Origin of the sequence: Acinetobacter bouvetii DSM 14964 = CIP 107468 (assembly GCF_000368865.1) — a bacterium.
GTDB classification, from domain to species: Bacteria; Pseudomonadota; Gammaproteobacteria; order Pseudomonadales; family Moraxellaceae; genus Acinetobacter; species Acinetobacter bouvetii.
This window is the reverse complement of sequence record NZ_KB849727.1, coordinates 184,736-199,609: the sequence shown is the minus strand read 5'-3', so window position 1 is coordinate 199,609 and position 14,874 is coordinate 184,736. Positions and strand designations below refer to the sequence as shown.

Below are 14,874 nucleotides of genomic sequence, written 5' to 3'. Positions count from 1 at the left end.
TTAACCATTAATAAATAAACTAGAGCGTTCGTATTTCTAAGCCCTTTTTCGCGTTGAATACTCATATTCGATACAGACATCAGCATTATTTAATTTTACAACCAGTCACCCTGCTGATTGGGCCTTTAGAAAAATTCGAGGGATTCACCTCATTTCTATCAGGCTGATGTTATAATTGGATGTAGTTTTTATTTAGCTTATATATGAAGCATCATTTTTCTAACAACGGTCAAATCAGCACCGTTTCTAACTTTTCTGAACTTATCAACTTGCATTTTCACGGCGAGGTTAATGCGGTTTGCTGGCATCGGAATTTGACTGGAGATTTTAAAGAAATTGTGGCTAAGCTTCATTTAGTTGAAAACATTACAGAAGTTTCTACGGAAGAGCTTTTAGCATTACAGCTTACAAAGCAAGGCAATTTAGCTAGGGAAACAATCCTAAATGATATGCAGCTATTGGCCGATTTTGGCGCTTCGCCTTCCCTGAATTTGCTCAAAAACTATGAACGCGATGATGAGTTAGATTTCTTTGCGACTGATGTCTATTCATTTCATGTAGATCGTTCACCTATCGAAACCGATACTTTTTTATGTACTTATCATGGTGCCGCCAGTGATCTTGTATCTAATGATCAAGTCGAACAAAAGATTTTGATTCCAGAAATTCGTGAAAAGCTTAAACAGCTGCATGATGGCCCAGAAGCTGAATTTGAAAACTTTTTAGAAGAATATTTCTTTGATTTACATTATCAACTCAAACCCAATGCACAACCGGTAAATTTAGGTTTAGGACATCTTTGGCGGCTCGCAGTCGATCATCCAACTCAGAAAGTTTTACCCTGTGTGCATAGAGCGCCAGTTGAAACTGATGGCGAATATCGGCTTCTCTTGATTTGTTAAAGATCTATTCAACCTCTCGTGGAAAAGTCGAGCGCACTAAAACCAGTAAACAGCCTTGCAGGTTTCATCCGGCCACAGCTTTTATTGCAGTATGAAGTGCTCATAAATATTATCTAGAACAGGCCTGCAACCCTGATTTGGCGATGCTTTTCGTCAAGATAGTCTGTTTCTAAACAGCCACGCGGCTAAAGGCAAGGTCAGCACGGCTAAAACAAACATCGGGACAAAATCCCACTTCACTTGGTCTAATGTCGCACCTTCTAAATACACCCGCTGAATTAAATCTAAGCCAAATCTTAACGGGTTTGCATAGGTTGCAATTTCCAAGAAATGTGGCATGTTTTGTACAGGTGTCAGCAAGCCAGACAGCAGCATCATTGGCATAATCAGAAAAAAGGTATACAGCATCGCTTGCTGCATATTTAAAGACACGGCGGAAATAGACAGGCCAACGCCCACAACCGCAATGTTGAAGCAGACTAAACCAAAATACAGTAAGCCAAAGGAACCATTCATAGGAATTTGGAACCAAAATAAAATGATCAGCAGGATAATGGTCGATTGCATCAAGCCAACAAAGATCGGCGGCAAAGCCTTGCCAATCATAATATGCAATGGCGTATACGGCGTGACTAACAATTGATCAAAAGTACCTTGTTCTCTTTCTCGGGCCACAGACAACGCAGATAACAGCAAGGTCTGCATCATGCTTAAAGCAGCAATCAATGAAGGCATTAAACTCCAGCGCGATTCTGAGTTAGGGTTGTACCAAACGCGGGTTTGAATATTTACATTCGAAACTGTGCCTGCCCGCTCTTGATTCACCCCTGCAACTACACTGTTGATATATGCGCCTGCCATGCTGGCTGTTGAAGAGTTCCGGCCATCTAAAATGACTTGAATCGCGGAACTTTGTCCTTGATTCAGTTTATTTTCAAAATCGCTGGGAATGGTAATCACCGCTAAAGCCTGACGCCCATCAATGACCTGCTGAATCTGATCATTATTGTATAAAGTCGCTGTACGCTTAAAAATTCCAGAACCATCCAAATGCTGCAATAATTGCGCCGAAGCTTGCCCATGGCTTTGGTCCAGCACGGCATAATCCACCTTATTGACGTCATAACTGGCCGCATAGCCAAACAATAAGGCCTGAATCAGTGCTGGTGCAAATAAAATTGTCCGATTGGCCGGGTCACTAAAAATCACCAAAAACTCTTTTCTAACCAACACCATCAGATAATTCAGCCATGCAAAAAAAGAACTCATATTGAATTACCTCAAACGCTTTTTCAGTGAAATACACGATGCTGTGGTCAGCACTACAATATAAATCATTAAAATGCCGCATTCTTTTAGCCATAAGCGCCAATCATCGCCACCTAAAAATAAGGTTTTAATGAGGGTCATGAAATGGGTTGCAGGTAAAATTTGACTAATGACCTGTATCACAACAGGCAAGTTGCGGGTATCAAATACAAATCCAGATAGCATCATCGCTGGCATAAAACTGGCCAATAAAGCCATTTGACTGGCCTGAAACTGACTGGATGAAAATCCTGAAATGGTTAAACCCAATAGCAGCGACACCATCAGATAGAGAAAAGATGCGCTGACAATAGAAAGCAGAGAACCGCGAATAGGCACATCAAAATTGAGCGATGCGGCCAATAAGCACACCACAATATCAATCATGCCAATCACAATATACGGCGTTAACTTGGCCAATACTAACTCTAAAGGCCGAACAGGAGTCACAAATAAGGCTTCCAGCGTACCGCGTTCACGCTCTCGAGCAATCAACAGCCCTGTCAGGAAAGCCCCAACAAGGGTTAAGATTAAAACAATTAAACCTGGGACTAAAAACCAAGTACTGTTTGCCGACTCGTTAAACCACATCCGCTGTTCAACGGTAATGATTCCAGCAGCGCTTTCTGCATTGCTTCGGTCTGCCTGAATAGCCTGTGCTGTGGCAAAAGCGCCAGAAATATAGCCTTGCAAAGCAGACGCAATACTGGTGGAACGGCCATTGGTAATAATTTGAATACTGGCATTGCCATTTTCACGCTGTTCTGCAAAATCGGAAGGCACATTGACAATCGCGTCAATTTCATCCCGCCCCATTGCTTCTTTAGCCTCATGGAAACTGGTAAACGGCGTAGCGGATAAATAAGTGCTGCCATTTAAGCCTGAAATGAGCTGATCGCTTTGCGGCGTACTGTGCTGTACAACCACGCCAACTCGGCCATTACTCAAATCAAATGACAAACCATAGCCAAATAATAAAATCAGGATAATTGGCAAAATTAAACCAATCGCCATGCTGCTTTTATCGCGCAGCAATTGATTGCTTTCCTTGCATATTAGAGCCACTAAACGGCGGGAAAAAGCATTGAAATGCATATCAGTGCCTCCGTGCCTGTTCAACAATGGCAATAAAAGCGCTGTTCATGTCATGCGCTTGTTCTAGGCCTGCCTGCAGGCGGACTTGTTTGGGCGTACCTAATGCTAAAACTTTGCCTGCATCCTGTATCGCAATGCGGTCACAGTATTCTGCTTCTTCCATAAAATGCGTGGTGATAATAATCGTCATGCCGTGATTGGCAAGTTCACCGATGGTATACCAAAATGCACGCCGCGCCAGCGGGTCAATGCCGCTGGTAGGTTCATCTAAAAACACAATTTCAGGCTGATGCAGTAAAGCCGCGGCCATCGATAACCGCTGTTTAAAGCCATTGGGCAAATCGCCGCTTTTGGCATGAGGATTGAGTTCAAATTGGTGCAGTGCTTTTTCTATTTGCAAAGAAAGCTTTTTACCGCTGAGCCCATAAGCGCCTCCAAAAAATTTAAGGTTATCCAGTACCGTTAAATTGCTGTACAGCGCAAACTTTTGCGATACATAGCCAATTTTCCGCCGCGCTTCAGCACGCGCGTAACGGAGGTTCACCCCTGCAACTTCTAAAGTGCCAGAACTGGCAGGCAATAAACCGCACAGCATGCGAAAAGTCGTGGTTTTGCCTGCACCATTGGGCCCCAGCAAGCCAAAAATTTCCCCGCGCTGCACGTCAAATGAAGTGCTGGCAACAGCGGTAAAATCACCAAACTTGCGGACTAAATCTTTAACTGCAATGATGGGTTGCGCGTTTGCCGGATCTGCTAAAGAACTGGCTTGAATTAAGGGATCAACATCGCCGTTTGATATCATGGATTCACTGTTTGCTTTACGCTGCGCTTGATGCAAAAACAGCATAAATGCATCTTCAAGTTCGGGCGGACGCGCTTCAACCTGTGTCTGTGCAGGCAAATGTTCTGGCGCCAATTGCGGGTATTGCGCTGTAGTGATAAAACGCACGACATCGCCCTTAGGCACTGCATCTGTAATATATGCCGGCAGGTCTAATAAGTGTGACTGCAAGAGTCGGGCTTTCATGTCCTTTGGCGGCTTGGCTTGCCACGTCAGCCCGCGCACCTGTTCACTTAAGGCTTCCGGGTTGCCTTGTGTCAAAATTTGCCCTTCATACATAACATAGACTTCCGCGCAGCGTTCCGCTTCATCCATATACGCGGTACTGATGATGACGCTAAGATTTTCTTCTGCCACCAGCTGCTGAATAATCTGCCACAAATCCCGCCGTGATAATGGATCAACCCCGACACTGGGTTCATCCAGCAGCAGTAATTCAGGGGAACGCACCAACGTGCAGGCTAAGCCTAGTTTTTGTTTCATGCCGCCAGACAGCTTCCCTGCTGGACGCGCTGTAAACTGGGTTAGATCGGTAATGGCCAATAACCGTGCGAACCGCTCTTTCCGCTCCTTTTTCGGCACGCCATGCAAATCTGCATATAAATTCAAATTTTCTTGGATACTCAGGTCTTCATATAAGCCAAAGCGCTGCGGCATATAGCTAATACGGTCTTGTATCTGCTGCGGGTGCTTTGCGACATCTATACCCAGCACTTCAAGTGAACCGGCACTCGGCTGATACAAACCTGCAATTAAACGCAAAAAAGTGGTTTTCCCTGCACCGTCAGGCCCAACCAAGGCCGTCAATTGCCCTGCTTTGATGGCTATATTTAAATCTTGAAGCGCACAGATATCGGGACTTTTTTTTACCGCCGCAGGAAAAATTTGGCGTAAATGCTTTGCGACCACAACATAGTTTTCCTGAGTATCTATCATGCGCGTTTACTCTGAATGCGTTCTGGCAATTTTAACGGTTACAGGCTGCCCCATTTTCAAGGCATCTTGCGGGTCATTCACATGTACACGGACTTCATACACCAGCGTGGTGCGAATATCTTCAGTCTGTACTGTTTTTGGCGTAAATTCCGCAACTGAAGAGATATAGCCAATTTTCCCATCAATCGGCTGATTTGGCTGTGAATCACGGATGACTTGCGCTGCAGCGCCCATTTGAATTGCATTGAGGTCTTTTTCATTGGCATAAACACGCACCCATTTCGGGCTGGTCAATGCCAATGTATAAACTGGTTTTTGCGCTGTGGTCATATCACCAACTTCCTGCAAGCGGGCGCGAACTACCGCATTGACTGGCGCAGTTAAAACACTTTGCTGAATTTGATAGCGGATTAAATCTAAATTGGCTTTAACAGCATTAAATTGCGCTTTGGCGGCTTCGCGGTCTTCAGAACGCGCGCCATTTTTCAACAAGGCCAAATTGGCAGTTTTCTCTTTGACAGCAGCGGCAGCCGTTGCTTGATTGCTTTGAGCATAATCCAGTTCCTGCTTGCTGATGGCCTGACCCGCAGTATCATGAAACAAAACCTGTAAGCGCTTTAAGTCTTTTTCAGCTTTATCAGATTGCGCTTTCGCAGAAGCCAATTGCGCTTCAGCTTGTGCAATCTGTTCTGGACGCGTCCCGGCATCTTGTTCAATCACCGTTTGTTGCTGCACTTTAAGCTGGGCCTCGGCTTCCTGCAGCTGAATATTCAGGGCATCGGTGTTCAATTTTGCAAGCACATCCCCTTTTTGAATGTGATCACCTTCCTGCACATTCATTTGCTCAATACGGCCGCTTTGCTCAAAAGCTAAAGACACTTGCCGAATATCCACATTTCCAAACAGGGTCAAGGCTTGGTCTGATTTTTGATCTTTATTAAAATACCAAATGGCAGCAGCGATAACGATCAATAAAACCGCAATGATGGCAACAATCACTCCCTTTTTCATAAGCCCCCCAAACGATCTGTCATGATTTTTAGTTTAAATTAGATTTAAACTATCATGAAAATGGCAAAAAAATATATACTCCAGTGTATGAAATGAAATTAGCTTGATTGAAATATGCATCGCTTAAGGCGCAGTGACGGTGATGTCACTAAAAAGAAAATTCTGCAAAGCGCAGCTGAATTAATTGCACAGCATGGGTTTGCTATGACCAGCAATAAAGCAATTGCCGAAACGGCAGATGTGGATTTAGCCTCCATCAACTATCACTTTAAGGGCCGTGACGGCTTATACCAAGCGATCTTAACGGAAGCCCATCGGCAATATTTTGATGAACAGGATTTAATCGATTTAGTGGCTTCAAACCTTTCTCCTGAAGACAAGCTTGGGATGTTCTTTGAAAAATTAGTTGTGAAATTACTATCTGGCAATACATGGTATAGCCAAGTGCTGATGCGTGAGCTGCTGGCGTCATCTGCACAGCTGAATCAGTTTATTGAACAGGATGGCGCGCGCAAATTTATACTGGTGCGCCAAATGATCAGTGACGCTTCGGGCCTTCCTGTTGACCATCCTCAGCTTTTACCCTGCATATTAAGCGTCTTGGCGCCATGTTTTATGCTGATTTTGGCAGGTTCTAACCCTTCCAGCCCATTGCACAGTGTTTCCAACATGGATGCACATGATTTAGCCATGCATTTAAAAACCTTTTCGCTCGCAGGTTTAACAGCCATACGCGGCCAATCTTAGCAATAAGATGCCTTAAGGCGTTATGCATCAAAAAAGGCCTTAGAATCTATCTAAAGCCTTTTTTGAAAACAGGCCCGTGATCAATTCAGAGCGACAGCTTTTGCACGAGCAGCATGCAGTTTTTTATAGCTGTCAATTAAGCGTAAATGGCGGTCTAGGCCTTCAAGCTTCATACTGGTTTCAGTCAGACCATAAAAACGGATGCTGCCGTCCATAGAACCAATCACCGCATCCATGCGTTCATCACCGAACATTCGGCGGAAGTTGATTTCATAATCGTTCAAATCCAGATCATCATCCAGTTCTACTTCCAGAACGACATTCAAGCATTGATAGAACAATCCGCGTTCAACCGTATTGGTATTGTATTGCAGGAAGGTTTCAACCAATTCTTTTGCTTCTTCAAATTCTTGCAAAGCAAGGTAAATCAGCAGCTTAAGTTCAAGAATTGTCAGCTGTCCCCACACTGTATTATCATCAAATTCGATGCCGATTAATGTGACGATATCCGTATAGTCATCGGCTTCAACATCTTCTAAACGTTCAACCAGCATTTCCAGCTGCTCTTCATCTAGACGGTGAATATTTAAGATGTCTTCACGGAAAGCCAGCGCTTTATTGGTATTGTCCAAAATTAAATCTTCTACCAAATAAATTTCTGAATAATCAGGCACCAATATACGGCAAGCAGTCGCACCTAAATGCTGGTAAACCGCCATATAAACTTCTTTGCCCATCTCTTCAAGAATGTCAAACATGGCTTGGGCTTCTTCAGCATTGGCATTTTCACCTTGGCTGGTGAAATCCCATTCGACAAAGTCATAATCAGATTTTGCGCTGAAAAACTTCCAAGAAACCAAACCGCTAGAATCAATAAAATGCTCTACAAAGTTGTTCGGCTCTGTGACCGCATTACTGCTGAAGGTCGGTTTAGGCAAATCATTTAAGCCTTCAAAACTGCGGCCTTGCAGCAATTCAGTTAAGCTGCGCTCTAAAGCCACTTCTAATTTCGGATGCGCGCCAAATGAGGCAAAAACACCCCCAGTACGCGGGTTCATCAAGGTCACGCACATGACTGGAAATTGACCGCCCAAAGACGCATCTTTCACCAGCACTGGAAAGCCTTGCTCTTCTAAACCTTTAATCCCCTCGACAATGCCTGGATATTTGGCCAAGACATCCGCTGGAACATCCGGCAGCGCAATTTCACCTTCCAAAATTTCACGTTTTACGGCGCGCTCAAAAATTTCAGATAGGCACTGCACTTGCGCTTCAGCTAAGGTATTGCCTGCACTCATGCCATTGCTGAGGTACAAGTTTTCAATCAAGTTTGATGGGAAATATACCGTTTCACCATCTGAATGGCGGATAAAAGGCAGTGAGCAGATACCGCGCGCAGTATTGCCTGAATTGGTGTCGTATAAATGTGTGCCTAGAAGTTCATTTTCAGGATCATAAATTTCACGCGTATAGCCATCCAAAATTTCTGCAGGAAGCTCGCCATTGGGGCCTGGCTGAAACCACTTTTCATCGGGGTAATGCACAAATTCTGCATTGGCAATGTCTTCACCCCAAAACTGGTCATTATAGAAAAAGTTGCAGTTTAAGCGTTCAATGAACTCGCCCAGTGCAGACGCTAAGGCGCTTTCTTTCGTTGAGCCCTTGCCATTGGTAAAGCACATTGGCGACTGCGCATCGCGGATATGCAGGGACCAAACATTCGGCACGATATTGCGCCATGACGCAATCTCAATTTTCATGCCTAAATTTGCCAAAATACCTGACATATTGGCAATGGTTTCCTCCAAAGGCAGATCTTTTCCGGGAATAAATGTACTGCTTTCTGACGCTGGACTCGGCATCAGCAACGCTTGCGCATCCGCATCAATACTTTCCACTTCTTCAATGATAAATTCAGGGCCAGTTTGAATGACTTTTTTCACTGTGCAGCGGTCAATTGAACGCAAAATGCCCTGACGGTCTTTTTCAGAAATATCTGCTGGCAGTTCCACCTGAATTTTAAAAATCTGCTTATAGCGGTTTTCAGGGTCTACAATGTTGTTTTGTGAAAGCCGGATATTTTCTGTCGGGATGCTGCGCGCTGCGCAATACACTTTCACAAAATATGCGGCGCAAAGCGCTGATGATGCTAAGAAATAGTCAAATGGGCCAGGCGCTGAGCCATCACCTTTATAGCGGATCGGCTGATCGGCGATTACCGTGAAGTCATCAAACTTCGCTTCTTGCCGAAGGTTGTCGAGATAATTGACTTTGATTTCCATGCAGGCACCTAAATATTTTTATGCGTTTGCGTATGGCGCATAAAACTTAAAATTTGTATCAATCAGCTGAATCGCGGAGCAAAAATTGACTGAAAAACTAAAAAATGACAAGAATCCGAATGCGTTTGAAAATTTCTCAACTGCCCAAACGCCGATTCTTTAAAGATGGGCCGTATTATAAAGAGATTTAGCGCATTTGATAACTTTTGTCTGGCTTTACTGAATATTTAATAGAAACAGCATACAGAACAGGCGGCCATTCAGCGCCATTGCAGCAATATTTTCTGAAGCCTGCATGAAATAAAAAAGCCAAACCGTTTTCACGGTCTGGCTTTTTTAGAGATCTTGAATAAATCATGATGCTCCTCTGCAGAATTTAGTCTTTTTGCAGATTCAGTTCATATAAGTGCGCAAATGCAGACAGAAACCTTAAAGAATCATCTGCATCATTAATTTGTATGCGCTGCTCTTGGAGGTCAATCAAACGCTCTGACGCAAAATACTCAAGGACATTATTGATTTGCGCCAATAATTCAGCTTCAGTCCATTTTAGGAAAAACTGCTTTTTGAGTTCTGGATAAGCTTGAATGATTTGCCCGCATAAATCATCAACAGTAAGGTTTTGGCCATTTTCTGACTGAGCTTTCAGAATATGCGCCGCCAGAGCAGCCAAAATGAAAGTATGCAAAATGTTGTTGCTGAAATATTTCAGCAGCGCGTCTTGCTTGTCGCATACTTTTACCCAGCGCTCATTATCATGCTCAACAAACTCTATCTGTTTTAATTGCACTGCATACTGAATAATTTCCTGATTCGACAGCTCGGTAATTTGCATCCGCTCATCATAGCGGTTCTGTTTTAAGTAATTGCGGAACTGCTCCAAGCGCAGCAGCACATCGCGTTCAGCCAGAGTATGCATCGGCGCATTCAGCAGCACCAATGAAATTAGACTTACAGGATTAATCACTACAGCTTTATTGATATTTTCTAAAATATCTTCAGCAACTGCATTTACGGCGCTTTTAACAGTATCAGGCAGTTCTTCCTCTAAAGCGACATGTTCAGGCGCATGGTTCTGCTGCAGCAGATCATCTAAATAGACCGGTTCGCCAAAATTCACATGCACTTTGCCAAACACTTTTTCAATTTTCTGAATCGACTTCAGCAAACCAAATAAGGATTCTGCCTGCTTTTTCTGCCCGCCTAATTCTTTAATATAGGTTGAACCTTCCAGCAGCTTTTCATAACCAAAATAGGTCGGAATAAACACAATAGGCTTGTTGTCGCCGCGCAAATGGCTTTGGATAGTCATCGCCAGCATGCCTTTTTTAGCAGGCAATAATAAGCCCGTACGTGAACGGCCGCCTTCAATAAAGTACTCCAGCGGCGTATTGCGGCTCAGCAGGCTATGCACATATTCCTTAAATACCGCCGTATACAGCGCATTGCCGCTAAAACTTCTGCGGATGAAATACGCGCCTGCGCCACGCATAATCTGCCCAACAATTGGCATATTCAAGTTAATGCCGGCTGCAATATGCGGCACCATTAACCCGCGCTTATGAATCACGAAGGACAGCAGCAGATAATCAATATGGCTGCGGTGGCACGGCGCATACACCAGCTCATAATCTTTGGACAGTTCACGCACCATATCAAAATTGTGCACTTCAATTCCGTCATACAGCTGTGTCCAAAGCTTGGTTAAAGCAATATCAGCAAAGCGGATGGTTGAATATGAATAGTCCGAAACAATTTCATCTAAATATTTTTTCGCCAAGCTTTCTGCTTGGCTGACACTGATTTTCTTATGAATGCTTTCCGTCAAAATGGCTTCTTTGACTGCATCCGTCATCATCAGTTTATTAATAACATTGCGGCGATCCGACAAATCGGGCCCTAGGATCGCTTCTTTATATTGATTGAACAGCGTATTCAGCTCAGTCACAACGTAGTGCGCAGGTGAAAAATTCGGACTCACTTCCAAGGCTTTTTGAATCAGACCGCGCAGCGACACTGGCTGATGAAATTCAATATAGTTTTCACGGCCATACAGCGTGATATTTAAAGCCTGCTTAATGCCTGTCGGCTTTGTCCATGCATCTGCCATTAACGCTTTATACCAGCTGTCCTCGTTTTCAGGCGAACGCCCCCATAAAACAGTGACAGGCACAAGCAGCACATCATTTTCAGGATGTTTCAGCAAATATTCTACTAAGCGGATCAGCTTGTCTGGATAGAAGGACGACGCATTTTTCTTGCTGGCTTCCAAAGTTAAAAAAGAATCATCCTCTTGATACTCGCCTAAGCTCAATGGCGCGAAAGCCGAAGACAATTGACGCTTTTCCGTTTCATTATCAATGAGGACTTTATTTGAGGTGGAGTCGTCCTGAATGACATAGCAGACTGGAAACCGCTCGGGGTTATCAATGTTAATTTTATTTTCTAGAACTTGCGTATCGCCCAGAACTTGCGGACTGACAATTTTATCTAAAACTTTCTTGGTGAATTTTCTATAAAAATTTTGATAAGGATTCGTTGCCATGCGGTACTCAGCAGTTCTTCTATAAAAGTATATTCTGTGGGAAATAATACATCTACTCAGCGCAAAAATGGAGATAAATTATTTATCTCTCTTGTATTTTCATTATTTGAAGCAGTTTTTGCCTTTTTGGCCCTGTGTACTCCATTGGTGCGCTTCAAGAAAATAGCGGCTGAATGCACCATTTTCCCTGCTTATGCCCAAATCACCATAATGGCGGCAATGACCACTAAACACAGCCCCCAATGATCGCTGCGGGCCAGCTTTTCTTTAAAGAAATACGCCGAAATTAATAAACTGAACAGAACTTCAATCTGCCCTAATGTTTTGACAATCGCAACCGATTGCATGCTCATGGCGCTAAACCAGCCCAAGGATGCCATAAAGCTGCAGACACTGACTTTAAAGGTTAGGCCAATCCGCTGCCACATGGCTTTAAGTGTTTTCCTGCTGAATATGACCAAATAAAGCAGCAGGCTGATGCATTGAAAACCAATGACACACAGCAGCACCCAAGCCGCCCGGTGTAAAAAGGGTAAAGCGCTTAATTCAAGGCTGGCTTCCCGAACCAAAAGGGATGTAATGGCAAAACTTAAACCGCTGCCAACACCGATCATTAAGGTGGATAAAGACAGCTTTTGCCGCTGATGCCCTTTACTGAGTAAGAAAACCGCGGCGCCGCCAATCACCACCCCGGCCCAGCCAAGCAAGCTTAAATGCTCCTGCAAAAGCATGACGCCGATTAATGCCGCTAAAATGGCTTCACTTTTTGCAAGTCCCACGCCCACTGCATAATTCTTTTGCTTAAAGAGCATCACCATCAAGATGGTAGCCAAAATTTGACTGCATCCTGCAATCAAAATATACACCCAAAACATGGGGGTAAAACTGGCATGCAGCTGAATAGGATGCGATTGGTACAGCCAGAAGATATACAAAACAGCCAATGGAAAACCAAATAGAAACCGCGCGAGCGTCACGCCATACACATCAACCGTTGCGCTTAATTGCTTTTGAAAAGCATTACGCCATGACTGCATAAAAGCGGCCATCAAAGTAAATAGAATCCAGCTAGAAAACATGAAGTGCCTAAACTGCAGAAAATTGAAGCAAGAATCCTTAATCTACTCCGTTTAAGCAGCAATTACGAGGAAACCGCCACGATTAACCCTTTGAACTTTTTTATGTTTCTGCGAAGGATTTTTTATATGTGTGATGGCTCCGCCTTCTTTTAAGTAAAAACCCAATCTGTTTAGATTGGGCTTTTGCAGATGCGTCATTTAATTTTCGCCAGAGAGATCAGCTGTTCAGCAGCACGTTTCCATATTGTTCACGCAAATCTTTTTTCAGCATTTTTCCTGTGCCGCTTAAAGGAATGCTGTCCACAAAAATGACTTTATCTGGAATTTGCCATTTCGCCACTTTATCTGCGTAGTAACCTAAAATTTCTATTTCAGATAAGTCAGCATCTGGTTTTTTAATCGCAATCAGCACTGGACGTTCATCCCATTTAGGATGTATTGCAGCAATTACTGCTGCCATGGCAATTTTAGGATGGCCCATCGCCATATTTTCCAGTTCGACTGAAGAAATCCATTCACCGCCGGATTTAATTAAATCTTTGGAACGGTCACTGATTTTCAAATAGCCGTCTTCATTTAAAGTGGCAATATCGCCGGTATCAAACCAGCCGTCCGCGGTTAATGCCGATTCGGCTTTGCCGAAGTAATTCTGGATAATCCAATGCCCTTTAATTTGAAGATTGCCTGAGGTCTTCCCATCGCGCTCAATCTCATGTGTGCTTTTTTCTTCATCCGTAATACGCAGGTCTACACCAAACGGCGGACGGCCTTGCGATAAACGGATTTGCAGCTTTTCTTCATCGCTTAAATGCTGATGCTTCGCTTTAAACTGGCAAGACGTGCCCAAAGGACTGGTTTCTGTCATGCCCCATGCATGAATGGTTTCACAATCAAATTGCTCTTTAAACACTTTCATCATGGCTGGCGGGCAAGCCGAGCCCCCGACAACATTGCGTTTCAGGCTTTCCAGCTTGGTTCCCGACTGCTGGGCGGCATTAATCAGCCCTTGCCAAATGGTTGGAACACCTAAAGCCACAGAAACCTTATAGGTATCAATCATGTTTGCCAGGCTCACGCCGTCTAATCCCGGCCCTGGCAATACCATAGTGCATCCCACCATTGCTGCAGCATATGGCGTACCCCATGCATTGACATGAAACATAGGCACAACAGGCAGCATAATATCGCGTGCAGAGATATTCAGCGAATCTGGCATGCAAATGCCATAGCTGTGCAAAACTGTAGAACGGTGGCTGTACAGCACCCCTTTCGGGTTGCCTGTTGTTCCCGAGGTATAGCACAAAGAGCTTGCTGTCAGTTCATCAAATTCAGGCCATGCAAATTGTTCAGAGTGCTGCGCAATCAAATCATCATAAAATTGAACATCAGGCACCTGTTCCTTAACGGCAGCATCAGGCGCATCCAGACAAATAAAGTGCTCTACGCTTTTCAGCATGGGTTTCACTGCTTTAATCAGCGGTAAAAAGGTCTTATCAAATAAAATGACTTTGTCATTTGCATCATTAATGATAAACACCAGCTGCTCTGGAAATAACCTTGGGTTAATGGTGTGGCAGACCATGCCGCTGCCCGAAATGGCATACCAAGATTCTAAATGACGATGATTGTTCCATGCAATTGTGGCTATGCGGTCGCCCAGCTTTGCGCCTAGGCTGTTTAAAACATTCGCAAAGCGTTTAGAATTATTCCGAACTTTACCCCAATTGGTTTCGGTGATGCTTAAATCAGTATTTTTAGAAATAATCAAAGTATCTGAGTGATAGCGCCCCGCATGCTCAATCATGCTGCTGATCAATAAAGGCTGAAACATCATATTGCCAAGCATCCTATACTCCTTATGCTTTTATCCATTTTTATGCCAAAACGGCGTCTCTGCCGTAATTTTTATAAGCTCATTAAACTTATGCGATGTATAAATCCTGCATACATCAAGCCTGTCCAATTGTTTTAACCCAGAAATCCAGCTTTGACTACTGTTTTCTTTAGACTGCAAAATTCGTTTTTTATTAGGCAATTCATTGGCGAATGAGAAAACGAAGTGATGCTTAAATTATGATTATTCTAAACAAATAAAAAAGCCATTCAGCTGCAGGCTGGACGGCTTTTA

10 protein-coding genes are annotated in these 14,874 nt (G+C 43.7%); 2 read left to right on the top strand and 8 right to left on the bottom strand.

Annotated elements, in window-relative coordinates; all coding sequences use genetic code 11:
• Positions 1-203 precede the first annotated feature (203 nt).
• Positions 204-902 carry a DUF1826 domain-containing protein gene (locus tag F941_RS07940; RefSeq protein ID WP_005009892.1) on the top strand — a complete coding sequence of 233 codons (699 nt, stop codon included), beginning with the start codon at positions 204-206 and terminating at the stop codon, positions 900-902.
• 153 nt (positions 903-1,055) lie between these two features.
• Here the strand turns inward: F941_RS07940 and F941_RS07935 are convergent, their stop codons facing one another.
• Genes F941_RS07935 through F941_RS07920 form a run of 4 tightly spaced genes read right to left on the bottom strand, consistent with a single transcriptional unit; the run spans position 1,056 to position 6,093 of the window.
• Complete coding sequence (locus F941_RS07935) at positions 1,056-2,171, bottom strand: ABC transporter permease (RefSeq protein WP_005009890.1); 1,116 nt, start codon at positions 2,169-2,171, stop codon at positions 1,056-1,058.
• A gap of 6 nt (positions 2,172-2,177) precedes the next feature.
• Positions 2,178-3,305 carry an ABC transporter permease gene (locus F941_RS07930; RefSeq protein WP_005009874.1) on the bottom strand — a complete coding sequence of 376 codons (1,128 nt, stop codon included), beginning with the start codon at positions 3,303-3,305 and terminating at the stop codon, positions 2,178-2,180.
• A gap of 1 nt (position 3,306) precedes the next feature.
• Positions 3,307-5,082, bottom strand: a complete 1,776-nt coding sequence (locus F941_RS07925; protein WP_005009871.1) for an ATP-binding cassette domain-containing protein — start codon at positions 5,080-5,082, stop codon at positions 3,307-3,309.
• Positions 5,083-5,088: 6 nt separating this feature from the next.
• Positions 5,089-6,093, bottom strand: a complete 1,005-nt coding sequence (locus tag F941_RS07920; protein WP_005009869.1) for an HlyD family secretion protein — start codon at positions 6,091-6,093, stop codon at positions 5,089-5,091.
• Between the two features lie 114 nt (positions 6,094-6,207).
• Here F941_RS07920 and F941_RS07915 point away from each other — a divergent pair, with 114 nt between their 5' ends.
• Complete coding sequence (locus tag F941_RS07915; protein WP_005009867.1) at positions 6,208-6,840, top strand: TetR/AcrR family transcriptional regulator; 633 nt, start codon at positions 6,208-6,210, stop codon at positions 6,838-6,840.
• 80 nt (positions 6,841-6,920) lie between these two features.
• On the opposite strand, the gene F941_RS07910 is transcribed toward F941_RS07915, so the two are convergent.
• The 4 genes from F941_RS07910 to F941_RS07895 all read right to left on the bottom strand — a co-directional run bounded on the left by F941_RS07910 (position 6,921) and on the right by F941_RS07895 (position 14,592).
• Positions 6,921-9,122 carry an OsmC domain/YcaO domain-containing protein gene (locus F941_RS07910; RefSeq protein ID WP_005009862.1) on the bottom strand — a complete coding sequence of 734 codons (2,202 nt, stop codon included), beginning with the start codon at positions 9,120-9,122 and terminating at the stop codon, positions 6,921-6,923.
• Between the two features lie 376 nt (positions 9,123-9,498).
• On the bottom strand, positions 9,499-11,667 hold the full coding sequence (gene plsB / locus F941_RS07905) for a glycerol-3-phosphate 1-O-acyltransferase PlsB (protein WP_005009854.1): 2,169 nt from the start codon (positions 11,665-11,667) through the stop codon (positions 9,499-9,501).
• Between the two features lie 191 nt (positions 11,668-11,858).
• A complete protein-coding gene (locus F941_RS07900; protein WP_005009852.1) occupies positions 11,859-12,746 on the bottom strand; it encodes a DMT family transporter in 888 nt (295 codons plus the stop codon).
• Between the two features lie 217 nt (positions 12,747-12,963).
• Positions 12,964-14,592, bottom strand: a complete 1,629-nt coding sequence (locus F941_RS07895) for a long-chain-fatty-acid--CoA ligase (protein WP_005009851.1) — start codon at positions 14,590-14,592, stop codon at positions 12,964-12,966.
• Positions 14,593-14,874 lie beyond the last annotated feature (282 nt).

Excerpts from the sequence above, each read along its gene's own strand:
- F941_RS07940 (WP_005009892.1), top strand. The coding sequence starts at position 204 with ATGAAGCATCATTTTTCTAACAACGGTCAAATCAGCACCGTTTCTAAC.
- F941_RS07935 (WP_005009890.1), bottom strand. The coding sequence starts at position 2,171 with ATGAGTTCTTTTTTTGCATGGCTGAATTATCTGATGGTGTTGGTTAGA.
- F941_RS07930 (WP_005009874.1), bottom strand. The coding sequence starts at position 3,305 with ATGCATTTCAATGCTTTTTCCCGCCGTTTAGTGGCTCTAATATGCAAG.
- F941_RS07925 (WP_005009871.1), bottom strand. The coding sequence starts at position 5,082 with ATGATAGATACTCAGGAAAACTATGTTGTGGTCGCAAAGCATTTACGC.
- F941_RS07920 (WP_005009869.1), bottom strand. The coding sequence starts at position 6,093 with ATGAAAAAGGGAGTGATTGTTGCCATCATTGCGGTTTTATTGATCGTT.
- F941_RS07915 (WP_005009867.1), top strand. The coding sequence starts at position 6,208 with ATGCATCGCTTAAGGCGCAGTGACGGTGATGTCACTAAAAAGAAAATT.
- F941_RS07910 (WP_005009862.1), bottom strand. The coding sequence starts at position 9,122 with ATGGAAATCAAAGTCAATTATCTCGACAACCTTCGGCAAGAAGCGAAG.
- plsB (WP_005009854.1), bottom strand. The coding sequence starts at position 11,667 with ATGGCAACGAATCCTTATCAAAATTTTTATAGAAAATTCACCAAGAAA.
- F941_RS07900 (WP_005009852.1), bottom strand. The coding sequence starts at position 12,746 with ATGTTTTCTAGCTGGATTCTATTTACTTTGATGGCCGCTTTTATGCAG.
- F941_RS07895 (WP_005009851.1), bottom strand. The coding sequence starts at position 14,592 with ATGCTTGGCAATATGATGTTTCAGCCTTTATTGATCAGCAGCATGATT.